The sequence below is a fragment of the Ruegeria sp. AD6 genome, assembly GCF_056542325.1.
In genome coordinates this window covers 120,767-142,313 of record NZ_JBQFZQ010000003.1, presented here as the reverse complement: position 1 = coordinate 142,313, position 21,547 = coordinate 120,767, and the positions used below count along the sequence as shown (strand labels likewise).

Sequence of the window (21,547 nt, the reverse complement as noted above, 5' to 3'; positions counted from 1 at the left end):
TTGCGCCTGCAAGTCCAGATGCGCGGGAACCGGGCTTTGATCACGCTGCGCAGCGGTGACATCCTGGTTTGTGAAATTTTTGTAACGGCACCAGTCGCGAATTGATCTGCAACTCTTATTTCGATATTTCATGAAATATGATAGAAAGAATCACTGACCAACTGGCCATCCTGGGCCACCCGCAGCGTATCACTGTGTTTCGCATGTTAATGCGACGGTTTCCTGACAGCGTGCCTGCGGGCGAGCTTGCGGGGGAACTGGGCATCAAACCCAGCACCATGTCGAACTACCTGAACGCACTGCAACGGTCGGGGCTGGTCACTCAGGAACGATCCGGAACTTCGCTGCGCTACTCGGTCGACATGAAGAATGTGCAGGGGATGCTGGATTTTCTGATTGTCGATTGCTGCCGGGGCCGCCCGGACATCTGCATGCCTTTCACAAAAGGAAATGACACTATGACAGATCGCAAGTTCAACGTCCTTTTTCTGTGTGTTGGCAATTCTGCCCGCTCGATCTTTGCCGAATCCCTGCTGCGCCAACTCGGTGGGGATCGGTTCAATGTGCATTCCGCCGGAACCCAGCCCGCGTCCGAACTGAACCCGTTCGCCGTTCAGGTGTTGAAGGACAAAGGGCATGACACCTCGGTGCTGCGGTCAAAGCATATGTCCGAGTTCGCAACCGAGGACGCACCGGAAATGGATTTCGTCTTTACCGTCTGCAATCAGGCCGCCAACGAAGAATGCCCGGCCTGGGAAGGTCAGCCCATCAGCGGCCATTGGGGCATGGAAGATCCGGTCAAAGCCACCGGAACCGATGCCGAGAAAAGTCTGGCGTTCCAAAGCGCCTATGGCGCGTTGAAGCACCGGATCGAAGCCTTCACATCACTGCCGGTCGAAAGCCTTGACCGGATCGCGCTGCAATCTGCTGTCGATGACATCGGCAGAAACTCGGTCGGGGAATGATATGACCACATATGCTGTAAACGGCCTGGGCCGAATTGGAAAACTGGCGCTCAAGCCATTGCTGGAGAAAGGCGCAAAGATCGCCTGGATCAATGACGCGGTCGGCGACCCCGAGATGCACGCGCATCTGCTGGAGTTCGACACTGTGCACGGCCGCTGGGATGCAACATTCGATCATGACACCGACAGCGTCACCATCAACGGCACCCGTCTGCCCTTTATCGGCACCAAGGACCTGAGTGCCCTGCCATTGGACGGTGTCGATGTGGTGATCGACTGCACCGGCGTCTTCAAGACCCAGGCGAAGCTGGCCCCTTATTTCGACGCGGGCGTGAAGAAGGTTGTCGTCTCGGCCCCGGTCAAGGACGGACCAACCGCCAACATCGTTTTTGGGGTCAATGATGCGATCTACGACCCTGCCGCTCATCAGATCGTGACGGCGGCCTCATGCACGACCAACTGCCTCGCCCCGGTGGTCAAGGTGATCCACGAGAATCTGGGCATCCGACACGGCTCGATAACGACGATCCATGACGTGACCAACACGCAGACCATCGTGGACCGCCCCGCCAAGGACCTGCGCCGCGCGCGGTCTGCGCTGAACTCGCTGATCCCGACCACAACCGGGTCAGCCACCGCGATCACACTGATCTATCCAGAGCTCAAAGGACGCCTGAACGGCCATGCAGTGCGGGTGCCGCTGTTGAACGCCTCGCTGACCAATTGCGTGTTCGAGGTCGAGCGCGATACCACGGTTGAAGAGGTCAACGCCCTGTTCAAAACCGCTGCCGAAGGCGAATTGAAGGGTATTCTGGGCTATGAAACCCGGCCTTTGGTCTCGACTGACTACACCAATGACGAACGCTCCTCGATCGTCGATGCGCCGTCGACCATGGTGGTGAACGGCACGCAGGTGAAAATCTACGCCTGGTATGACAACGAAATGGGCTATGCCCACCGTCTGGTGGATGTGGCGCTGATGGTCGGGGCCTCGCTGTGACCAACCGGCCCGAGGGACTGTCGGCCTATATCGCGGTCACGGCGGCCTATTGGGCCTTTATGCTGACCGACGGGGCCTTGCGGATGCTGGTGCTGCTGCACTTTCATACGTTGGGATTCTCGCCGGTGCAGTTGGCGTATCTGTTTGTTCTCTACGAAATCGCCGGGATGGTGACAAACCTGGCCGCGGGCTGGATTGCGGCGCGGTTCGGGTTGACCTCGACCCTTTATGCCGGGCTGGGGCTACAGGTCGCGGCGCTGCTGACAATGACCTTTCTGGACCCGCACTGGACCGTCGCCACATCGGTTGCCTTTGTCATGGTTGTGCAAGGGGCCAGCGGGGTGGCCAAGGATCTGGCGAAAATGTCCTCGAAATCCGCTGTCAAACTGCTGGCCCCAGCCGAGGGCGGCGGGCTGTTCCGCTGGGTTGCCGTGCTGACCGGGTCCAAGAACGCAGTCAAAGGTTTGGGCTTTCTGCTGGGTGCTGCGATGCTGGCAACGCTGGGCTTCATGACCGCCATCGTGGTCATGGCTGTTGTTCTGGCAGTGATCCTGTTCGCCGTCATCCGGTTCATGCCGCCGGGGCTGCCCAAAGGGCGCAAAGGCGCGAAATTCTCCGAGGTGTTCTCGAAATCCGCCAACGTGAACTGGCTGTCAGCGGCCCGCGTCTTTCTGTTCGGCGCGCGGGATGTCTGGTTCGTGGTCGGCATCCCGATCTATTTCTACGCCGTCCTGTCCGACGGCACCGAGGATGGCAATCGCGCCGCGTTCTTCATGATCGGCACGTTCATGGCGATATGGGTCATCCTCTACGGCGCGGTACAGGCCAGCGCCCCCAAGATCCTGCGCGCCTCGGACCGCAGCGAGGGTGACCTGATCCGCGCCGCCCGCAGCTGGGCGGCAGGTTTGTTCTGCATTCCTGCGGCTCTGACACTGGCTGTTTTGCTGTCCTCGGGACCCGAGACGTGGCTGACGATCACGTTGGTCATCGGCCTGCTGGTGTTCGGAGCGATCTTCGCTGTCAACTCATCCCTGCATTCCTACCTGATCCTCGCTTTCACCAAATCTGAGCGGGTCACGATGGACGTAGGCTTTTATTACATGGCCAACGCAACGGGCCGTTTGGTCGGCACCGTCCTGTCCGGCCTCACCTATCAGATCGGCGGTCTGTCCCTTGTGCTGGGCACGGCGGCGGTGATGGTTGCGCTGGCTGCGCTGACATCGGGCAAACTGACCGACCAAACGTCCGAGGCATATTCATGAGCATATTCGAACGCTACCTGACCATCTGGGTTGCTCTCGCCATGGTCGCGGGCGTGTTGATCGGGTTGGCCGCGCCCGGCCTCGTCGGGCTGGTCGCCTCGGCTGAGGTCGCCAGCGTCAACCTTGTGGTCGCCATCCTGATCTGGGCCATGGTCTATCCGATGATGGTTGGCGTCGATTTCGGGGCGGTCGCGGGCGTGGCGCGCCAACCAAAGGGGCTGATCGTGACGCTGGTCGTCAACTGGCTGATCAAACCGTTCACCATGGCGCTGCTGGCCGTACTGTTCTTCGACTATGTCTTCGCCCCGTGGATCAAACCCGAGGATGCGGCCCAATACACCGCCGGCCTGATCCTGCTGGGCGCGGCCCCTTGCACGGCGATGGTCTTCGTCTGGTCCCAGCTGACCAAGGGGGATGCGACCTATACGCTGGTGCAGGTTTCGGTCAACGACCTGATCATGGTTGTGGCTTTCGCGCCCATCGTGGCGTTTCTGCTCGGCGTCACCGACATCTCGGTCCCGTGGCAGACCTTGGTACTGGCCACGGTTCTGTATGTTGTGCTGCCCCTGATCGCCGGGCTGATCACGCGGCGCAAGCTGGGCTCGCAACAGGCCATCGATGCCTTCTCGGCCCGGGTCAAGCCATGGTCCATCATGGGCCTGATCGCAACGGTTGTGATCCTGTTCGGTCTGCAAGGCCAGACGATCCTGTCGAAACCGATGGTCATCGTCCTGATCGCCGTCCCGATCCTTATCCAAAGCTACGGCATCTTTGCCCTGGCCTACGGAGCCGCCTACGCACTGAAAGTCCCCCACCGCATCGCCGCCCCATGCGCGATGATCGGCACATCGAACTTTTTTGAACTGGCCGTGGCCGTCGCCATCAGCCTGTTCGGGCTGAACTCGGGCGCGGCGCTGGCAACGGTCGTGGGCGTTCTGGTCGAGGTTCCGGTCATGTTGTCCCTGGTCGCCTTCGCCAACCGCACCCGCGCGCGGTTTCCAGAGCCAATAACAACCTAAACTGGCGACCCCGGCAGGATTCGAACCTGCAACCTGCCCCTTAGGAGGGGGCTGCTCTATCCAGTTGAGCCACGGGGCCGCGCAAGGGTCTCTGTACCTGTGTTTTTTCGGCTTGTCATGGGGTTTACGGCGGGTTTACGGCGGGTTCGTAGAACAGTTGTAAACTGCGCCCTGTTCACGCTACCATCGGGCAAAACAACAACGCAGGTGCCCTCTCGTGAATACTGAAACTAAACGCCCGCTTACCCTTCGCGATGTATCCGAGGCTTCGGGGGTCTCCGAGATGACCGTCAGCCGGGTCCTGCGTAACCGGGGCGACGTGTCCGACGCCACCCGCACCCGCGTTCTGGCTGCGGCCAAAGAACTGGGCTACGTCCCCAACAAGATCGCCGGTGCGCTGGCGTCCAGCCGGGTCAATCTGGTCGCGGTGATCATCCCGTCGCTGTCGAACATGGTGTTCCCCGAGGTTCTGACCGGCATCAATCAGGTGCTGGAAGATACCGAATTGCAGCCGGTGGTGGGCGTCACCGATTATTTGCCTGAAAAGGAAGAGAAGGTGCTGTACGAGATGCTCTCGTGGCGGCCTTCGGGCGTGATCATTGCGGGGCTGGAACACACCGAAGCGGCGCGGGCCATGCTGGATTCAGCCGGTATTCCGGTGGTCGAGATCATGGATACCGACGGCAAGCCGGTGGACGCAATGGTGGGCATTTCCCACCGTCGCGCGGGTCGTGAGATGGCGCAGGCGATCCTTAAAGCGGGCTATGAACATATCGGGTTCATGGGCACCAAGATGCCTTTGGATCACCGGGCACGGAAGCGGTTCGAAGGGTTTACCGAGGTGCTGGGCAAGCACGGGATCGAGATCGAGGATCGTGAGTTCTATTCCGGCGGCTCCGCTCTGGCCAAGGGCCGTGAGATGACGCAGACCATGCTGGAACGCTCACCCGAGTTAGATTTTCTGTATTATTCCAACGACATGATCGGTGCGGGCGGGCTGTTGTATCTGCTGGAGCAGGGCATCGACATTCCCGGACAAATCGGTCTGGCCGGGTTCAACAACGTGGAATTGCTGCAGGGCCTGCCGCGGAAATTGGCGACGATGGATGCCTGCCGGTTGGAGATTGGTCGCCAGGCGGCCGAGATCATTGCCGAACGGCTTAAAGATCCGAATTCCGAGATCGAAACCCGTGTGACCCTGACCCCCAAGATCAGCTATGGCGATACGCTGAAGCGGCGCTGACCCAATGGCGCTGCGACGGTTAGACAACCGGACGGCGCGGGCGCTGTTTATGGATCGCCACGCGCTGGCCGAGCCACCTGCGGGCGGTGCAAAAGGCGCGGAGTTGCTGGATCTGATCCAGCGGCTGGGTTTTGTACAACTGGACAGCATTAACACCGTCGCCCGCGCCCATGACATGATCCTGTTCTCGCGCAGGCCCAGCTATCGCAGCGGCAACCTCAAACGCCTGTACGAGCGGGATCGGGCCTTGTTCGAACACTGGACCCATGATGCCGCCGTCATTCCGATGGACTACTATCGCCATTGGCATCTGCGATTTCAGCGCGATGCAGCGTTGCTTAAGTCGCGCTGGAAGAACTGGCGCCGGGACGGGTTCGAACAGCAGTTCCAGATCGTTTTGGATCATATCCGCGACCATGGGCCGGTGTCGTCTTCGGATGTCGGGAAGGACGAAAAGAAGGGCTCTGGCGGCTGGTGGGATTGGCACCCGTCCAAGACCGCGCTTGAGTTTCTGTGGCGGTCGGGGGCTTTGACCGTTGTGGGGCGCGACGGATTTCAGAAACGCTATGACCTGACCGAGCGGGTGATCGAAACACATCTGTGCCCCGGACAGCGACCTTGTGACGAAGCGGCGACGGTCGATTGGCTATGCAACGCGGCACTGGACCGGCTTGGCTTTGCAACCTCGGGCGAGTTGGCCGCATTCTGGGATACGGTCAGCCCGGCAGAGGCGAAGAATTGGTGCGCCAGGGGGCTGAAATCAGGTGCTCTGGAAGAGATTGAGATCACCTGTGTGGACGGGCGCGCGCGCAAGCTGTTCGCGCGACCCGACCTGATCGACGCTTCGTATGACCTGCCGCAGCCCACGGGCCGCATCCGGGTGCTCAGCCCGTTTGACCCGATGTTGCGCGACCGAAACCGGGCCGAGCGGTTGTTCGGCTTCTACTATCGGATCGAGGTTTTTGTGCCCGAGGCGAAACGGACCTATGGCTACTACGTATTCCCCCTGCTTGAGGGCGACAAGCTGATCGGGCGGATCGACATGAAAGCCCATCGGGATGCGGGCGTTTTGCGGGTCAAAGCCATGTGGCCCGAGCGCAAGGTCCGGTGGTCGGACGCCCGCACCCGTCGATTGGACGCGGAACTGGATCGGGTCCGCCGCTTTGCCGGTCTGGATAGGGTCGAGTTTGCGCAGGATTGGCTGAAAGACCCTAAATAGGGTCTATTCTGCGTCTGTCAGTGTCAGACGAATGGGCTCTAACCCGTCAATCCCGCCTTCGATTTTGTCCCCTGCAACCACTGGCCCGACTCCGGCAGGTGTACCGGTCAGGATCAGATCGCCGGGGCGCAAGTGATAGAAACCGGACAGGTGGCAGATGATCTCATCGATCTTCCAGATCAGCTCTTGCAGGGTCGCGTCCTGACGGACTTCGGAATTGACGCTCAGGTGGATGCGCTTGTCATCGTCGGGCGACCAACCGGCGGCCGGGGTCAGCGGCGCAAAAACCGCGCCGTTTTCGACGTCCTTGCCCAGATCCCAAGGTCGTTGCTTGTTGCGTTCGCGGATTTGCAGGTCACGACGGGTCATATCCAGCGCGCAGCCATAGGCGTAGACCGCCTCCCATGCCTGCGCACGGGTGGCCTTGAACACCGGTTTGCCAATGGCAACCGCAAGCTCCATCTCGTGGTGGTAATTCCCTGTGCCGGGCGGATAGGGCACTGTCGCATCCGTCAAAACGGCATTGGCGGCGGATTTGGTGAAGTAAAAAGGCGCCTCGCGATCAACCTCATGCCCCATTTCGGCGGCATGAGCGGCATAGTTTCGACCGACGCAAAAGATGCGACCGACGGGATAAAAGGCCCTTTCCCCGACAACAGGAAGGCCGAGCGTGTCCGGAACCGGAAACAAATAGTGTTGCACGATGACCCCTAATTGCGTGTTCAGACGCATCTTAGTTAAGACCGCGCCATCGGCAACCGGCGGAAACACGCCTGTTTTTACCAACGCCTTTAGATTGTTTCGGCATGGAACTGCTCAATTCCGGCACACAACCACAGATATGTTCCCTGAATCTGATCAACCCGGTTTGATCAAGTCCAGAGCGTCCATGCTTTTTGACCCCCGGCACAGATCGTTCAAAGGCATGTGTTGCAGGACCACATGCCTGAATTGAAGAATATAGCTTGGAAACCGCGGCTTTCGCACTAGAACACGTGGTATCGAAGCAAAAAAGACATTTGCCGCACGGCACCTGTCGTCGAGACAGGGAAAGACACACATCCGGTCCTATAGAAGACCGGAACAACAGCACGACCAAACTGACTCGAAGAAACCTCTTGCGGACAACCCCACAAGTCTGCAATTGGACGCGACTGTTTCGGAAGGAGCAAGGGCCAAAGGTCTACCCCCTAGACCCCAAACCCCGGTACTGAGCCATTTTCGGTTCTGCACTTTCTGAAACACGGGCCAGGCACAATTCCAGTCCGGGTCTGGCCACCCCGCCGGAGATTTCCCCCTACCATCTCCGGCGGGGTTTTAATGCAAATCGCGAATTTGCCCCTTAGCTTTCCAGATCTTTCAGCTCGTTCAACAGATCCAGCAGCATTTCATGCTTGTCCGGGCCAAGCTGGGTGCGGATGCGCTCGGCCTGTTCGACGCTGACGGCCAGATTGGCATGGATCACCTGAATACCGTCGGCGCTGATCTCGACGATCTGGCGACGTCGGTCCTGAGGGTGGCTGCGCCGGACAATCAGCTTCTTCTGTTCCAGCTTTTGCAGAATCCGTGTGAGGCTGGGCAACAGAAGACAGGCGCGTTCGGCAATATGGGTGGGTTCTTGCGGGCCTTCTTCGTTCAGCACCCGCAGGACCCGCCATTGCTGTTCGGTGACACCAGCGTCCACCAGCAATTTCCGAATGGGTCCCATAACCTTTTCCCGCGCCCGCAACAAAGCAATGGGCAAAGATCGCGACGTTAGGGGAAGTTCGTCGGTCATACTGAATCCTCACCTAAATCCAGAAATTGCGCAAGTTTTTGCAGTTGAAATTCGTGATACCAATCGATCTGGCTTTGTTTTGTTTAATGGGATGAGGCGGCTAATTCGCGGGGAAAAGAAGTAGAACTTGACCCCGGCCAATTGGCGGAATTCACTGACACCGCAAGAGCCTGAAACAGGAGTGTTCCCAATGCCCGCCCCACATAACCCGTTCAAACAGGCTCTGACACAGGGCAAACGGCAGATCGGCTGCTGGATGAGCTTTGCCGAACCAATCACCGCCGAGATCATGGGAACCGCGGGTTTCGATTGGCTGGTCATCGATGGAGAACACGCGCCAAATGACATCCGCTCGATCCGGGATCAGTTGGTGGCTTTGGCGAACAGCCCCTCGCATCCGGTGGTGCGTGTGCCCGTGGGGGAAACCTGGCTGATCAAGATGGTGCTGGATGCAGGCGCGCAGACTATTCTTGTGCCCATCGTGGAAAGCGCTGAACAGGCCCGCGCGCTTGTCCGCGCCTGCACCTATCCGCCCGAAGGGGTGCGCGGTGTCGGGGCAACCTCGGCGCGGGCGACGATGTATGGGTCCGTCAAAGACTATATCCAAACCGCCGATCAGGAAATCTGCCTGCTGGTGCAGGTGGAAAACCGCGCCGGGATCGCGGCGCTGGACGAGATTTTGCAGGTCGAGGGTATCGACGGGGTGTTCATCGGCCCCGCCGATCTGTCCACGGATATGGGCCACCAAGGCAACAGCGCCGCGCCCGAGGTTCGCGCGGTGATCGCAGACGCAATGAAACGGATCAGGGCTGCCGGCAAGGCTCCGGGCATTTTGGGCACGAATGACGAGGCGACCTCGGCCTATCTTGAGATGGATCCGGCGTTTCTGGCCGTGGGCATTGACGTGATGCTGTTGGCGCAATCCGCCCGTGCACTGGCGGCACAGTGGAAGCCGGAATAACCGCTTAGCCGCGCATGACCGCTGCGGCCTGCGCATATCCACCTGATGCACCATCGACAAAATGCACATGGTCGTCGCGGGTGGCTGCAGGGACAAAGCAGGTCATCATCGCCTCATCCTGCGCGTGCAGGCCGTATCTGATCTTGCCGCGCCCGCGCGCCTCTTCCAGCATCTGCTCGATCTGGGCCAACGTCGCCGGGTCGCAATCCAGCGTCATTTTCAGCCCGTCATCGAATTTGCGGAAATCGGCGTTGCGACTGACCATATGCCTGTAATGCCCAGGTTCGAACTGGCCCATGCGTTTGCCGGTCCAGAACAGCATCGCGATCAGCAGGTTCTGACCCAACAGCATCAGCTTTTGCGCCAACAGGTTCCGCCCGGCGCGGGACACATGAGCATCCAAGCCCACATCCGGGGGCGGCCAGGTCATGGGCGGGCCCGTCTCGGGCACCGGATGGCCTGCACGGGCCAACCCGTCCGAGGCGCGCAGAACCGATTGCGCCAGATCGGCAAAGTCGCTTTCGGTGGCGCTTGCGGTCGGCTGCACCACAACCGACACGATGCGACCATGCTGCGCCGGACTGTTGGACCAGCGGCAGGACAGGCCGGTCAGATCCGGTTGGCTGCCCGGCTCAGCCATAGGTACTTCATGCACACCTGCTTTCATCTGCGCCTCGGCCCAGGCCAGTCCGCCGCCCGTGAACATGGCATAATCCACCCCGTTCGAGGGCGCGTAGCGTGCCACGCGCAAATCCTTGCCCGCCTTGCGCAACTCGGCCACCGGCACCAAGGCGGCGCGCAAGGGCATCGAGAATTCCTCCTCCGCCCAGCGCCGCAGGTCAGACAGTGTAGTGCGCGCGGTATCCGCTGCGCTGGGTGGCACCGCAAATCCGGCCCCGTCGCCACCAAAGACATAGGGAAACAGCTTGCCGTCCATGGCGTTGATCATGCCCGAGATTACCGCCGCGCCGACCATGTTGACCGTCTTGTAGCGCCCGCGCGCGATCTCTCCGGTCGAATCGACAATATCGGCGACGCCCAGAATCCAGTCATCGGGAACGGGTGCGAAGGTCGACGGGTCTGCCAGCCGGTTAAAATCCCGCAGCAGCGGAAGGTTTTCATAAAACGCAGAATGGAGGTCTTTCATTGTCCCCCTCAAATTGGCTTGACCCAAAAGCTAGCTCAAACGTGATCGAAGTCCGCCCTCTGCAACATTCTACACGCGCTTGTGCGTTTTGCCACGACGTGCCAAGGATTGGTGCCAAGATGTGAAGGGGATGTTACATGAAGTCAGGGCTGGTTGTACTGTGTCTGGCTTACGTCCTCAGCCAGTTCTTCCGCGCGTTTCTGGCCGTGCTCAGCCTGGATCTTGAGAAGGATATCGGTGCCACGCCCGAGGATCTGGCCTTTGCCTCGGGCCTTTGGTTTCTGGTCTTTGCCGCCATGCAGTTGCCCGTGGGCTGGGCGCTGGACCGGGTCGGCCCGCGCCTGACCGCCGCCGCTCTGCTGCTGGTGGGCGGTGCTGGCGGGGCGGCTGTGTTTGCCGCCGCATCCTCGGCCTTTCATATCAGCGTTGCAATGGCGCTGATCGGGGTCGGATGCTCTCCGGTCCTGATGGCGTCTTACTTCATCTTTGCCCGCGAATACCCGCCTGCCCGGTTTGCAACCCTTGCGGCGGTGATGCTGGGTGTGGGGTCGGTGGGAAATCTGGTCGCCTCTTACCCCACCGCGCTGGCGGTCGAACTGATGGGCTGGCGCGCCACCCTGCTGGGGCTGGCGGTGATCTCTGCCGTGATCGCCCTTGGCATATGGGTCAGCGTTAGCGACCCGGCCAAGGTCGAGACCGAGCATAGGGGATCAGTTCTGGACCTGTTGAAGGAACCCGCCTTGTGGCTGATCCTGCCGCTGATGCTGGTGGCCTATGCGCCCTCTGCCGCGCTGCGGGGATTGTGGGCCGGGCCGTATCTGAACGACGTCTTCGGGCTCAGCACCACTCAGATCGGGACCGCAACTCTGATCATGGGATCGGCGATGATCGGCGGGACCTTTGCCTACGGGCCGCTGGATCGCATACTGGGCACGCGGAAATGGGTGATCTTCGGCGGTAATGCGCTGGGGGCAGCGGCGCTGGGTATGCTGTGCCTGTGGATCGACAGCGCGATATGGGTCTCGGTCCTGCTGCTGGCGGTCATTGGGTTTCTGGGGGCCAGCTTTCCGGTGATCATGGCCCATGGCCGGGCTTTTGTGCCGCCACATCTGGTGGGGCGCGGGGTCACCTTGCTGAACCTCTTTGGCATCGGCGGGGTTGGGATCGCGCAATTCGTGACCGGTCGCATCCATGCGGCCAATACCGCCGCCGGAGCCACCGCGCCTTATCTGGCCATCTTCGGCTTTTTCGCCGTGACCCTTGCCATTGGCTGCGTGATCTATCTATTCAGCCGGGACAACGTGGATTGATTTAGAACCGGAGGGACGGCCCGTGCAGGATATCGAGGTGATCGCACCCAACCTGAAACACAGCCTGTCCGGGGTCACAACCACGGTCATCCGCCTGCTGCCGATCCAGAAAGAGATGATCGGGATCGTCGCCACCGGCCCCGGCCTGCCGGATGACCTGCCGCATATCCGCCTGATCAAGGTTCCGTTCCTGTCCAACCGCACTCGCCGGGTCTGGCACGCGCGGCGCAATACGGAAATGCTGATGGGCCTGTTTCTGCGCAAGGTCCTGCGGCGCAATCTGAAACTTCTGTTCACCTCTGCGGCGCAACGGGATCATTCCGGGTTTACCAAGAAGCTGATCTCGCAAATGGATGCCTTGATCGCGACAACGCCGCAGGCAGCCTCGTTCCTGCAGCACCCTTCGACGGTGATCATGCATGGCGTGAACACCGAACTGTTCCACCCGGCGACCGACAAACAAGCCCTGCGCGACAAGCTGGGCCTGCCCAGCGGTACGCTGATCGGCTGTTTCGGACGCATCAGGCCACAAAAAGGCGTCGATTTGCTGGTCGACGCCGCGCTCAGCGTTCTGCCCAACCATCCCAACGCCCACATCATCTTCACCGGTCGCGCCACCAGCGAATTCGAAGCCTTTCAGGCCGAGCAGGAAGCCAAGCTGCAAGCCGCTGGCTTGTGCGACCGTGTCCATTTTCTTGGCGAACGCCCGTGGGAGGAAATAGTCGAGACCTATCGTGCCCTCGATCTGTTCGTCGCCCCCGCCCGCCACGAAGGGTTTGGTCTGACCCCGCTTGAGGCGATGGCCTCGGGCGTGCCCGCCATCGCCTGCCATGGTGTGGGCGCGTTCAGTGCCCAGATCAAGGACACTGAGACCGGACGGCTGGTTGAAAAAGACAACGCCCCGGCATTGGCCGAGGCGCTGGATCAGATGCTGTCCGACCCGGCCCAACTGGCCACCGCCGGACAGGCCGCACGCGCCCATGTGGAACAGAATTTTCGAATCGAAGGCGAGGCCGAAGCCATCGTAAAGGTCTACCGCTCTCTGCTGGATGCGGAATAAGCGCAGCGAACCGCCTCAAATCCGCGTCAATCGGTGAAATACCCTGCGAAAGCCCTTTTTTCTTCGCTGCAACGCGGCTATGAACGCGCGTCCTTAACTTTGGAGACATGAAATGGGCTATCGCGTCGTCGTCGTCGGCGCCACGGGTAACGTGGGCCGCGAAATGCTGAACATCCTGGCGGAACGCCAGTTCCCCGTGGACGAACTTGCCGCTCTGGCAAGCCGCCGTTCGCTGGGCACTGAGGTGACTTTTGGCGACAAGACACTCACGACCAAAGACCTGGACACCTTTGATTTCACCGGCTGGGACATCGCCCTGTTTGCCGTAGGCTCTGCCGCGACCAAGGATTATGCGCCCAAGGCCGCTGCGGCGGGCTGCGTGGTGATCGATAACTCGTCGCTCTATCGCTACGACCCGGACATTCCGCTGATCGTGCCCGAGTGCAACCCGCAGGCGATCCACGATTACAAGAACAAGAACATCATCGCCAACCCCAACTGCTCGACCGCGCAGATGGTCGTCGCGCTGAAGCCGCTGCATGACCGCGCCAAGATCAAACGCGTTGTCGTTTCGACCTATCAGTCGGTGTCCGGTGCGGGCAAAGAGGGTATGGACGAGCTGTGGGACCAGACCAAAGCCGTCTACAACCCGATCAACGAGGTTGAGCCGAAGAAGTTCCAGAAGCAGATCGCCTTCAACGTCATTCCGCAGATCGACGTCTTCATGGAAGACGGTTCGACCAAGGAAGAGTGGAAGATGGTTGTCGAGACCAAAAAGATCGTCGATCCGTCGATCAAGGTCACAGCCACCTGCGTCCGCGTTCCGGTCTTCGTCGGCCATTCCGAGGCGGTGAACATCGAGTTCGAGGAATTCCTGGACGAAGACGAGGCCCGCGACATCCTGCGCGAAGCACCGGGCATCATGGTGATCGACAAGCGTGAGGCCGGCGGCTACGTCTCGCCCGCCGAATGCGTCGGCGATTTCGCTACGTTCATCAGCCGCATCCGTCAGGACTCGACCGTCGAGAACGGCATCAACCTGTGGTGTGTGTCCGACAACCTGCGCAAAGGTGCGGCACTGAACGCGGTACAGATCGCCGAACTGCTGGGCCGTGAGGTTCTGAAGAAGGGCTGAGCCCACTGAAGGATCAAGGACTTTGAAACAGACCCTGCCACCGCGGTGGCGGGGTTTTTTTGTGCGGTACGCGCGAATTCAGGCCTATGTGACCACTTCGCGACAAAACGCTATTACCGGGCAGCAGAGAAAACCCCGTTTTCGGTGGTCATTTATTCCCCCTGCTTTCAGCAACTTGCATGCCCTGCCTTGTTTGATATTCAGCAAATCATCCAAATCGGTTTCTCAGCGCCCGCCACGAAACAGGAGGCACAATGTCCTGGTCAGAACTGCATTTCGTCGAGGCCAGTAAGCTTGAAATTGCTTATCATGAGTTCGGTCCAACCGATGGTAAGCCGGTCATTCTGCTGCACGGCTTTCCCTATGACGTGCGCTCTTACGATTCGGTTGCACCGGATCTCGCCGGACAGGGGTTTCGGTGTTTTGTGCCGTACTTGCGCGGCTACGGTCCAACGCGGTTTCTGTCCCCCGACACGATGCGTTCAGGGCAACAGGCAGCAATCGCCGCTGATTTGCTGGCCTTCATGGATGCGCTGAGGATCGAACGTGCAACGCTTGGCGGCTATGACTGGGGTGGCCGGGCCGCCTGCATTGTGGCCGCGCTTTGGCCGGAACGCGTCAGTGGTTTGGTCAGTTGCGGCGATGGCTACAACATTCAGGACATTCCAAACGCATGGAAACCGGCATCGCCCGAGAAAGAAGCCCGCTACTGGTATCAGTATTATTTCCACACCGACCGCGGGCGTACGGGTCTGATTCAGCAGCGGTATGATCTGTGCCGCCACATATGGTCCCTTTGGTCGCCCAGTTGGGCGTTCGATGAAGTGACGTTTGCAACCACCGCCGCATCATTCGAAAACCCCGATTTCGTGGACATCGTGCTGCATTCCTACCAACACCGCTATGGCGGGGTTTCGGGTGACCCCGATTACAACGAGATCGAGCAGCTTTTGACCGGGCAACCCGACATCACGGTCCCCAGTATTGTTTTGTTGGGGCGCGACGATGGGGTTGAGCCTCCGTCTGACGAAGACCTCGATCAGCGCCACTTTATCGGCCCATACCAGCGCCGGATCATCGACGGAGTCGGCCACAATCTGCCGCAGGAAGCCCCGCAGGCGTTTGCGGCGGCGATCTCAGATTTGCGGGCCACGGCTGACTGAACGGATTCTGGTGGCGGGCGGCCGGTTTCTGACGGGCAAGCCGCGCGCAAAGCTGGTTCTGTCACCCCTGCCCCTCGACCAGTGCCTTCAGGTTGGTTAATCCGCGCTCATAATCTCCGCCGACCCAGCCATCCATCATCAGCCCCATCCAGCGCGTCATCGGGTTCAGGCCCAGATCAGATGTGAAGCCCCAAGTGACCAGAGTCTGCCCGCCTTCGGGTTGCAGGGTAAACGACGCCGTAGCCGTGCCCATGGGGCCGAAATCCAGCGCTGTCTGGACGCTCTGGTTCTCGACGCTTTCCACAATCTCTTGCGAGCCGGTACCGACCTGCGGGTGGTCCGACGCCCAGTTCAGAGTATTGCCGACACCCGACGCTGGCCCGGAATAGGACAGCTGGGTTTCGGGATCGCGGTGCAGCCAGGGCGACCATTTCTCGGTCTTTTGCATGGAATTCACATAAGGAAAGATCGCCTCGGGCAGTGCGTCGATGGTGATGCTGCGGGACACCTCGGCCTTGCCGGGCAGCAGGTAAGAGATGCCCACAAGCGCCAGAACAAGCACGATCAGGCTCAGAACAATGCGTTTAATCCATTTCATAATATGCTCCGGAGATTGCGATCAATGACCTAAGCATACCGGAATACAACTGAAAACCAGACCCTGAACTGCACCTGATGCCTGCGCTGGCGGTTCGGCGCTGTCAGACCGGCACGAATCTCTTCTGGTGCGGATCGAAACACTCCAGCCCGCCCGCACCGATATCCGTCCAGAGCCCGTGCAGGCTGAGCGTGTCGTCTTCGACCGCTGACGCCACAAATGGGAAGGTCATCAGGTTCTCCAGCGACGCCACAACCGCCTGCCGTTCGAACTGGCGGGCCTGGTCGGCGCTGTCTTCGATATCTGCGACCAGATCATATTTGGGCTTCAGGATGTCCATCCAGCGGCCCACAAAGCTTTCCTTGGCCTCAAGTTGCGGGGCCTGCCCCTTGCACATGTCGATACAGCCCTGCACACCGCCGCATTGCGAATGCCCCAACACGATCAGATGCGCCACTTTCAGGGCCGTCACGGCGTATTCGATAGCGGCACTTGTACCATGATGGTCGCCGTCGGGCGCGTAAGGCGGGACAAGATTGGCGATATTGCGGTGAATGAAGAACTCACCCTGATCCGCCCCGAAGATCGAGGTCACATGCACCCGGCTGTCGCAGCAGGAAATCACCATGGCTCGGGGGCGCTGCCCCTCATCCGCCAGACGCCGATACCAGACCTGATTTTCGGAATATGTCGTCGCCTTCCAGCCGTGATACCGTTTCACCAGATAGGTTGGCAAAGGTTTGGCTATATCCATTTCGGTGTTCCTGTCTTCAATTGCTTAGGCCGCTGTAAACTGAATTCAAGGAAAATTCGAGCCATTATCCGAACTCGGCGCAAGGATTTGCAAAGAATTTCCCGCCAAACATCAGGCCTACGCCGTGGGGGCGTCTGAACTAGGGTGAATGTGGTGGATAAGATACTCACACTTGAACATAAGGAAACCGTGCGACTGGACCCGGATCGCCTCAGCGGGCTGTACCGGCAACTGGGCGACAAGAACGCGTTGGATGTGCTGTGCCGCACGGTCGAGGAACTGGCCGTGCGCCTGTCGAATTGCGAACGGTTCTGGCGCCAGCGCGATTGGGAGAACCTGCGCAAATGCTCGAAATCGCTGGTGGCGATCGCCGATCAGGTCGGGATGACCGCACTGGCGCGGGTTGCGGGCGACGTGGCAAGCGCGGTCGATGCCGGGGATGCGGTGGCGGCGGGCGCAACGCTGGGGCGGTTGATCCGTGTAGGTGAGCGGTCGCTGACCGCCGTTTGGGATCAGCAGGACCTTTCCGTCTGACGGGGCTTGCGGGTGGGTCGCAGGTGGCTAGTCTGGGCGCGAATTCAATCAGCCGAGACGCCCATGACCCTAAGCTTTGCCCCGCCCTCTGACGTTTCTGTTCCGCTGCATGTGCTTGGTCAATCCGATCTGGACGGATGGCTTCAGGACCAGCCGGATCATGTTCGTGATTGGGTGGAGGTGAACGGGTTCACCGGTGCAATAGGTCAGGCGCTTTTGGTGCCGGGCAAGGATGGCCGGGCCGGGTTTGCGCTGGCGGGCTATGGAACGCAGGCCAAACGCGCCCGCAAACGGTTCCCTCTGGCCGCCGCTGCCGAGGCGCTGCCCGATGGCACGTATCACCTCGGGTCCGATGTCCCGCCCGATCAGTTGGAGATGGAGTGTCTGGGCTGGCTGCTGACCGGCTATGCGTTTGACCGCTACGCCAGCCAATCCCCGGCCAAGGCGCGTCTGGTCGCGCCGGATACTGTAGATGCCGCGCCGCTTGAGGCGATGGCCAATGCCGAGGCGCTGACCCGCGATCTGGTCAACACCCCGGCCTCGGACATGGGACCCGACCAGTTGCAACAGGCGGCGGAAGCGCTGGCGCAGGAATTCGGGGCGACATCCAGCACCATCACCGGTGATGCGCTGCGGGAGCAGAACTTTCCGATGATCCACGCAGTTGGCCGCGCAGCGGATCAGGCCCCGCGCCTGATCGAGATAAACTGGGGCACCAAAGGGCCCAAACTGACTTTAGTCGGTAAGGGCGTGTGTTTCGATACGGGTGGTCTGAACCTGAAACCGGGTGCCTCCATGGCTCTGATGAAAAAGGATATGGGCGGTGCAGCCAACGTGCTGGGGCTGGCCCGGATGATCATGGAGCTGAATCTGCCGCTGCAACTACAGGTGCTGATCCCGGCGGTTGAGAACGCGGTGGCAGGCAACGCCTTCCGCCCCGGTGACATCCTGACCTCGCGCAAGGGTCTGACGGTCGAGATCAACAACACCGATGCCGAGGGGCGGCTGGTGCTGGCCGACGCGCTTGCGCTGGCGGATGAGGGGCAGCCGGATCTGGTGATCTCGATGGCAACCCTGACAGGGGCTGCGCGCGTGGCCGTTGGTCCGGATCTGGCCCCGTTCTATACGGATGACGATCAGGCGGCGGCGGCACTGACGCAGGCCGCGCAACGCTCGGCCGATCCGGTCTGGCGGATGCCGTTCCATACACCTTATGAGGCGATGATCGAGCCGGGGATTGCCGATCTGGACAACGCCCCCTCGGGCGGGTTCGCGGGATCCATAACCGCCGCCCTTTTCCTGCGCCGCTTTGTCGAAAACAGCGCCTATATGCATTTCGACATCTATGCGTGGCAGCCCAGCAAGTCGCCCGGCCGCAGCAAAGGCGGTTTGGGCCAAGGCCCGCGCGCCGTCCTGAACGCCCTGCCCGAGATTCTGGGCCTGTGACCCGCCTGCGCGTCATCCAGCCCGTCATTGACCTGCTGCGCAGTCCCGATGGTGCGCGTGACCGGCAATTGTTGTTCGGGGACACCGTGCAGGTTGCCATAGAACAAGACGGGTGGAGCCGGATTACCGCAGACAAGGACACCTATTCCGGCTGGGTTCGTTCAGCCCAATTGGGCCCCGAGGTGCCGCAAACCCACAGGATCACCGCCCCCGCAACCCACGCCTATGAACAGGCGGATATGAAAACCCGCGATCTGGCTTCGCTGAGTTTCGGCAGCACGGTGCAGGCCCTGTCGCAGACGGACGGGTTTCTGGAAACCGAATTGGGGTTCATTCCTGCGGTCCACACCGCGCCGGTTTCGGACATTCAAACCGACCCGGTGACAGTGGCCGAGCTGTTTCTGGGCACGCCCTATCTGTGGGGCGGCAACAGCCGGTTCGGGATCGACTGTTCCGGGCTGGTTCAGGCCGGGTTGCTGGCTTGCGGTATCGCGTGTCCGGGTGACAGTGGCGATCAGGAGCAGGCATTTGGCACTGCGCTACCTGAGGGCACACCGCCCCAACGCGGCGACCTGCTGTTCTGGAAGGGCCATGTGGCATGGGTTTCAGGGCCGAACATGCTGTTGCATGCGAACGCGTATCACATGGCAGTGGCCTATGAGCCTATGGATCAGGCAATCGCCCGCATTCTGGCCCAAGGCGACGGACCTGTGACAGCCCATAAAAGGCTCTAATCCGGGGAAACCGAGCGGATCAGCTTACGCTCCAGCACCCTCAGTACCGTGCGCAGATCATGGCCGCGTTTCAGGATACGTCCGTCCATACCGACAACCGAATACATCCCTTGTTTCTGCCGCAGGCGTGGGTGCTTTTCGATGCGATAGATCGGATGTTCCGCCGTGCGCCGGAAAATCGAGAAAATCGCCATGTCACACAGGTTGGAAATTCCGTAATCGCGCCATTCTCCGGCGGCGACCATCCGGCCGTATACGGACAGGATATGGGACATCTCGCGCCGGTCGAACGCGACGGGCATCTGGGCCGAGTTTGCAGAAAACCGGCTGGGAGGCTGCATGTTCATACCCCAAGCCTTGCCGGAAATCGCGCCCGAATCAAGCCTGTTGCGCTGCTATGCTTCAATTCGTCAAAAGGTGTTACCGGCGTCCGACCTGTCGGCAAATCAGGATCACGGGCAGCAATCCGACGGCCAGAATGACCAATGAGGGCACCGCCGCGCCCTCAAGCCGCTCGTCCGAGGCCAGCCGGTACGCCTGCACCGCCAGCGTATCAAAGTTGAAAGGCCGCATGATCAGTGTGGCGGGCAGTTCCTTCATCACATCGACAAAGACGATCAGCAATGCAGTCAGCAGCGATGGCGTCAGAATGGGCAGATGCACCCGCCGCAGAGTGCCCAAGGGCGTTTGCCCCAGGGATCGCGCGGCGGCGTCCATATTGGCGTGAACCGTGCTCTGCCCGCCTTCATACGCGCTCAGCGCTGCTGCCAGAAACCGCACCATGTAGGCCGCAACCAACAACCAGATCGAGCCGGTGACCAGCAGGCCGGTTGAGATATCAAACGTCTGGCGCATCCACGCATCGAGCGCGTTGTCGAAGGCAGCAAAGGGGACGATAAGCCCAACCGCGATCACCCCACCCGGAACCGCGTAACCAAGACGCGAGATATAAGCCGCACCTGACGAGGCGCGACCGGGGCGAAGGCGCTGAAAAAACCCGACGCTGATGGCGGCAGACACGGTGACAACCGCTGCGGTCCCCGCAAGGATCAGTGAGTTGCGGATGAACCCGAGATAACGCTCCGACAGCAGGTTCTGCTCGGATTCCATTCCCATCTCAACAAGAATGATCACCGGCAGCAGAAACCCGAACAGCACCGGGACAGCGCATAGAACAAAGGCACCGACAGCGCGCCAGCCGGTCAGATGTGCGGCGGGCTGCGCTGCGTGCTGCTTGCCCGCCTGATAGTATTTTGCCTTGCCCCGCTGCGTGCGTTCAGCCACTGCCATGACCAAAGCAAAGGTCAAAAGGCATAAGGCCAGTTGCGCGGCACCCGCGCGATCGGCCAGCGAAAACCAACTGGTATAGATACCCGTCGCAAAGGTCTGGACACCGAAATAGGACACGGTGCCAAAATCCGCGATGGTCTCCATCACCGCCAACAGCACGCCGCCCGCAATCGCCGGGCGCGCCATCGGCAGAGACACGCGCCGAAACGCGAGCCATGGGTTGTTGCCCAACGCACGCGCCGCCAGAAAGGCGGTTGCGCTTTGCTGCAAAAAGGCCGCGCGGGCCAGCAGGTAGACATACGGATACAGCACAAGGATCAGCATCGCCGCCGCACCCTCGGTCGAGCGGATCTCGGGGAACCAGTAATCGCGCGGGCCCCACCCCGTTACATCGCGCAGGGTGGATTGCACGATCCCCGGATGATCCAGAATAAAGGTATAGGCATAGGCCAGCACATATGCCGGAAAGGCCAGCGGCAGAACCAGCGCAATCTCAAGCAAGCGTACGCCGGGAAACCGGGTCATCGTGACCAGCCACGCGGCCCCGGTGCCAATGCTGAACGTACCCGCAGCGACCAAAACAACCAGGATGAGCGTGGTCACCGTGTACCGGGGCAGCACCGTCTCGGCCAGATGCGCAATCGTGTCGGTCCCGCCGGTCAGCGCCGCCAGAACAACGGCCACCATCGGCAACAGGCAGGCCGCTGCAACCACATAGGCCAGCCCGGCCAAAAGCCGGGTGCCGCGTACGCCGCGGTTCCGCGATCCGTTTTCAGAATAGTCGATCTGGGTCATCCGGCGTCTTCAGAATGCTCTGAGTGTCCTTTTCGACTAAAATCGTCGGGATTGCCAGCACCAATACAGCTAACTACCGCTCCCGAGTTTGCTCAATCCCCCATTCGTGACTTGTACGTGATAAGGGATTCCAGA

At 60.5% G+C, this 21,547-nt stretch carries 21 protein-coding genes and 1 tRNA gene; 14 read left to right on the top strand and 8 right to left on the bottom strand.

From position 1 onward, the window contains the following. The first annotated feature begins 137 nt into the window (after positions 1-137). From ACR0KJ_RS09355 to arsB, 4 genes are read left to right on the top strand one after another with little or no spacing between them, the layout of a single operon-like run. A complete protein-coding gene (locus ACR0KJ_RS09355; RefSeq protein WP_170735616.1) occupies positions 138-965 on the top strand; it encodes an arsenate reductase/protein-tyrosine-phosphatase family protein in 828 nt (275 codons plus the stop codon). A 1-nt stretch (position 966) separates the two neighbouring features. Continuing rightward, entirely contained in the window at positions 967-1,965 is a 999-nt protein-coding gene (locus ACR0KJ_RS09350) for an ArsJ-associated glyceraldehyde-3-phosphate dehydrogenase (protein WP_480626513.1), read from the top strand. Continuing rightward, entirely contained in the window at positions 1,962-3,227 is a 1,266-nt protein-coding gene (gene arsJ / locus ACR0KJ_RS09345; protein ID WP_480626512.1) for an organoarsenical effux MFS transporter ArsJ, read from the top strand. Before ACR0KJ_RS09350 ends, arsJ begins: the two co-directional genes overlap by 4 nt. Beyond that, positions 3,224-4,246: an ACR3 family arsenite efflux transporter gene (gene arsB, locus ACR0KJ_RS09340; RefSeq protein ID WP_480626511.1), complete on the top strand. Its 1,023-nt coding sequence runs from the start codon at positions 3,224-3,226 to the stop codon at positions 4,244-4,246. The genes arsJ and arsB overlap by 4 nt, the downstream gene beginning before the upstream one ends. A gap of 2 nt (positions 4,247-4,248) precedes the next feature. Here arsB and ACR0KJ_RS09335 read toward each other — a convergent pair. Further along, a tRNA-Arg gene (locus ACR0KJ_RS09335) sits at positions 4,249-4,325 on the bottom strand. A 138-nt stretch (positions 4,326-4,463) separates the two neighbouring features. Between ACR0KJ_RS09335 and ACR0KJ_RS09330 the strand changes: the two genes are divergently transcribed. Then, positions 4,464-5,489, top strand: coding sequence for a LacI family DNA-binding transcriptional regulator (locus ACR0KJ_RS09330; RefSeq protein WP_170521041.1), 1,026 nt, complete (start codon positions 4,464-4,466; stop codon positions 5,487-5,489). Positions 5,490-5,493: 4 nt separating this feature from the next. Continuing rightward, positions 5,494-6,708, top strand: coding sequence for a DNA glycosylase AlkZ-like family protein (locus ACR0KJ_RS09325; protein ID WP_170453438.1), 1,215 nt, complete (start codon positions 5,494-5,496; stop codon positions 6,706-6,708). A 3-nt stretch (positions 6,709-6,711) separates the two neighbouring features. Here ACR0KJ_RS09325 and ACR0KJ_RS09320 read toward each other — a convergent pair whose 3' ends face one another. Next, positions 6,712-7,440, bottom strand: a complete 729-nt coding sequence (locus ACR0KJ_RS09320; protein WP_480626510.1) for a fumarylacetoacetate hydrolase family protein — start codon at positions 7,438-7,440, stop codon at positions 6,712-6,714. Between the two features lie 610 nt (positions 7,441-8,050). Next, a complete protein-coding gene (gene hpaR, locus ACR0KJ_RS09315) occupies positions 8,051-8,485 on the bottom strand; it encodes a homoprotocatechuate degradation operon regulator HpaR (protein WP_170453436.1) in 435 nt (144 codons plus the stop codon). A 190-nt stretch (positions 8,486-8,675) separates the two neighbouring features. Here hpaR and ACR0KJ_RS09310 point away from each other — a divergent pair, with 190 nt between their 5' ends. Beyond that, positions 8,676-9,446 carry an HpcH/HpaI aldolase family protein gene (locus ACR0KJ_RS09310; RefSeq protein WP_170623416.1) on the top strand — a complete coding sequence of 257 codons (771 nt, stop codon included), beginning with the start codon at positions 8,676-8,678 and terminating at the stop codon, positions 9,444-9,446. A 4-nt stretch (positions 9,447-9,450) separates the two neighbouring features. On the opposite strand, the gene ACR0KJ_RS09305 is transcribed toward ACR0KJ_RS09310, so the two are convergent. After that, the gene (locus ACR0KJ_RS09305; protein ID WP_480626509.1) at positions 9,451-10,593 is read right to left on the bottom strand and encodes a DUF3095 domain-containing protein; all 1,143 of its coding nucleotides are present in this window, start codon (positions 10,591-10,593) and stop codon (positions 9,451-9,453) included. A 137-nt stretch (positions 10,594-10,730) separates the two neighbouring features. Between ACR0KJ_RS09305 and ACR0KJ_RS09300 the strand changes: the two genes are divergently transcribed. The 4 genes from ACR0KJ_RS09300 to ACR0KJ_RS09285 all read left to right on the top strand — a co-directional run bounded on the left by ACR0KJ_RS09300 (position 10,731) and on the right by ACR0KJ_RS09285 (position 15,261). Further along, positions 10,731-11,903, top strand: coding sequence for an MFS transporter (locus tag ACR0KJ_RS09300; RefSeq protein WP_480626508.1), 1,173 nt, complete (start codon positions 10,731-10,733; stop codon positions 11,901-11,903). Positions 11,904-11,925: 22 nt separating this feature from the next. Further along, a complete protein-coding gene (locus ACR0KJ_RS09295) occupies positions 11,926-12,963 on the top strand; it encodes a glycosyltransferase family 4 protein (RefSeq protein ID WP_480626507.1) in 1,038 nt (345 codons plus the stop codon). 112 nt (positions 12,964-13,075) lie between these two features. After that, on the top strand, positions 13,076-14,098 hold the full coding sequence (locus ACR0KJ_RS09290) for an aspartate-semialdehyde dehydrogenase (RefSeq protein WP_170521026.1): 1,023 nt from the start codon (positions 13,076-13,078) through the stop codon (positions 14,096-14,098). Between the two features lie 254 nt (positions 14,099-14,352). Continuing rightward, positions 14,353-15,261: an alpha/beta fold hydrolase gene (locus ACR0KJ_RS09285; RefSeq protein WP_480626506.1), complete on the top strand. Its 909-nt coding sequence runs from the start codon at positions 14,353-14,355 to the stop codon at positions 15,259-15,261. 61 nt (positions 15,262-15,322) lie between these two features. Here the strand turns inward: ACR0KJ_RS09285 and ACR0KJ_RS09280 are convergent, their stop codons facing one another. Then, positions 15,323-15,859 carry an SRPBCC family protein gene (locus ACR0KJ_RS09280; RefSeq protein WP_170735602.1) on the bottom strand — a complete coding sequence of 179 codons (537 nt, stop codon included), beginning with the start codon at positions 15,857-15,859 and terminating at the stop codon, positions 15,323-15,325. Positions 15,860-15,962: 103 nt separating this feature from the next. Next, positions 15,963-16,613, bottom strand: a complete 651-nt coding sequence (locus ACR0KJ_RS09275) for a carbonic anhydrase (protein ID WP_170453429.1) — start codon at positions 16,611-16,613, stop codon at positions 15,963-15,965. A gap of 144 nt (positions 16,614-16,757) precedes the next feature. On the opposite strand from ACR0KJ_RS09275, the gene ACR0KJ_RS09270 reads away from it, so the two are divergent. The 3 genes from ACR0KJ_RS09270 to ACR0KJ_RS09260 all read left to right on the top strand — a co-directional run bounded on the left by ACR0KJ_RS09270 (position 16,758) and on the right by ACR0KJ_RS09260 (position 19,327). After that, on the top strand, positions 16,758-17,147 hold the full coding sequence (locus ACR0KJ_RS09270; protein WP_170453428.1) for a hypothetical protein: 390 nt from the start codon (positions 16,758-16,760) through the stop codon (positions 17,145-17,147). 63 nt (positions 17,148-17,210) lie between these two features. Beyond that, positions 17,211-18,593, top strand: coding sequence for a leucyl aminopeptidase family protein (locus ACR0KJ_RS09265; RefSeq protein WP_480626505.1), 1,383 nt, complete (start codon positions 17,211-17,213; stop codon positions 18,591-18,593). Beyond that, a complete protein-coding gene (locus tag ACR0KJ_RS09260) occupies positions 18,590-19,327 on the top strand; it encodes a C40 family peptidase (RefSeq protein ID WP_480626504.1) in 738 nt (245 codons plus the stop codon). Before ACR0KJ_RS09265 ends, ACR0KJ_RS09260 begins: the two co-directional genes overlap by 4 nt. Here the strand turns inward: ACR0KJ_RS09260 and ACR0KJ_RS09255 are convergent. Together ACR0KJ_RS09255 and ACR0KJ_RS09250 are read right to left on the bottom strand one after the other, a co-directional pair. Continuing rightward, a complete protein-coding gene (locus tag ACR0KJ_RS09255; protein WP_170521016.1) occupies positions 19,324-19,674 on the bottom strand; it encodes a DUF2794 domain-containing protein in 351 nt (116 codons plus the stop codon). The two genes, ACR0KJ_RS09260 and ACR0KJ_RS09255, sit on opposite strands and share 4 nt — an antisense overlap. Positions 19,675-19,747: 73 nt before the next feature. Continuing rightward, positions 19,748-21,412, bottom strand: a complete 1,665-nt coding sequence (locus tag ACR0KJ_RS09250; RefSeq protein ID WP_480583421.1) for an ABC transporter permease — start codon at positions 21,410-21,412, stop codon at positions 19,748-19,750. Positions 21,413-21,547 lie beyond the last annotated feature (135 nt).

Coding starts and splice junctions, on each gene's coding strand:
- ACR0KJ_RS09265 (WP_480626505.1), top strand. CDS start 17,211: ATGACCCTAAGCTTTGCCCCGCCCTCTGACGTTTCTGTTCCGCTGCAT.
- ACR0KJ_RS09285 (WP_480626506.1), top strand. CDS start 14,353: ATGTCCTGGTCAGAACTGCATTTCGTCGAGGCCAGTAAGCTTGAAATT.
- arsB (WP_480626511.1), top strand. CDS start 3,224: ATGAGCATATTCGAACGCTACCTGACCATCTGGGTTGCTCTCGCCATG.
- ACR0KJ_RS09325 (WP_170453438.1), top strand. CDS start 5,494: ATGGCGCTGCGACGGTTAGACAACCGGACGGCGCGGGCGCTGTTTATG.
- ACR0KJ_RS09355 (WP_170735616.1), top strand. CDS start 138: ATGATAGAAAGAATCACTGACCAACTGGCCATCCTGGGCCACCCGCAG.
- ACR0KJ_RS09290 (WP_170521026.1), top strand. CDS start 13,076: ATGGGCTATCGCGTCGTCGTCGTCGGCGCCACGGGTAACGTGGGCCGC.
- ACR0KJ_RS09250 (WP_480583421.1), bottom strand. CDS start 21,412: ATGACCCAGATCGACTATTCTGAAAACGGATCGCGGAACCGCGGCGTA.
- ACR0KJ_RS09255 (WP_170521016.1), bottom strand. CDS start 19,674: ATGAACATGCAGCCTCCCAGCCGGTTTTCTGCAAACTCGGCCCAGATG.
- ACR0KJ_RS09350 (WP_480626513.1), top strand. CDS start 967: ATGACCACATATGCTGTAAACGGCCTGGGCCGAATTGGAAAACTGGCG.
- ACR0KJ_RS09275 (WP_170453429.1), bottom strand. CDS start 16,613: ATGGATATAGCCAAACCTTTGCCAACCTATCTGGTGAAACGGTATCAC.
- ACR0KJ_RS09300 (WP_480626508.1), top strand. CDS start 10,731: ATGAAGTCAGGGCTGGTTGTACTGTGTCTGGCTTACGTCCTCAGCCAG.
- hpaR (WP_170453436.1), bottom strand. CDS start 8,485: ATGACCGACGAACTTCCCCTAACGTCGCGATCTTTGCCCATTGCTTTG.
- ACR0KJ_RS09305 (WP_480626509.1), bottom strand. CDS start 10,593: ATGAAAGACCTCCATTCTGCGTTTTATGAAAACCTTCCGCTGCTGCGG.
- ACR0KJ_RS09280 (WP_170735602.1), bottom strand. CDS start 15,859: ATGAAATGGATTAAACGCATTGTTCTGAGCCTGATCGTGCTTGTTCTG.
- ACR0KJ_RS09310 (WP_170623416.1), top strand. CDS start 8,676: ATGCCCGCCCCACATAACCCGTTCAAACAGGCTCTGACACAGGGCAAA.
- ACR0KJ_RS09320 (WP_480626510.1), bottom strand. CDS start 7,440: ATGCGTCTGAACACGCAATTAGGGGTCATCGTGCAACACTATTTGTTT.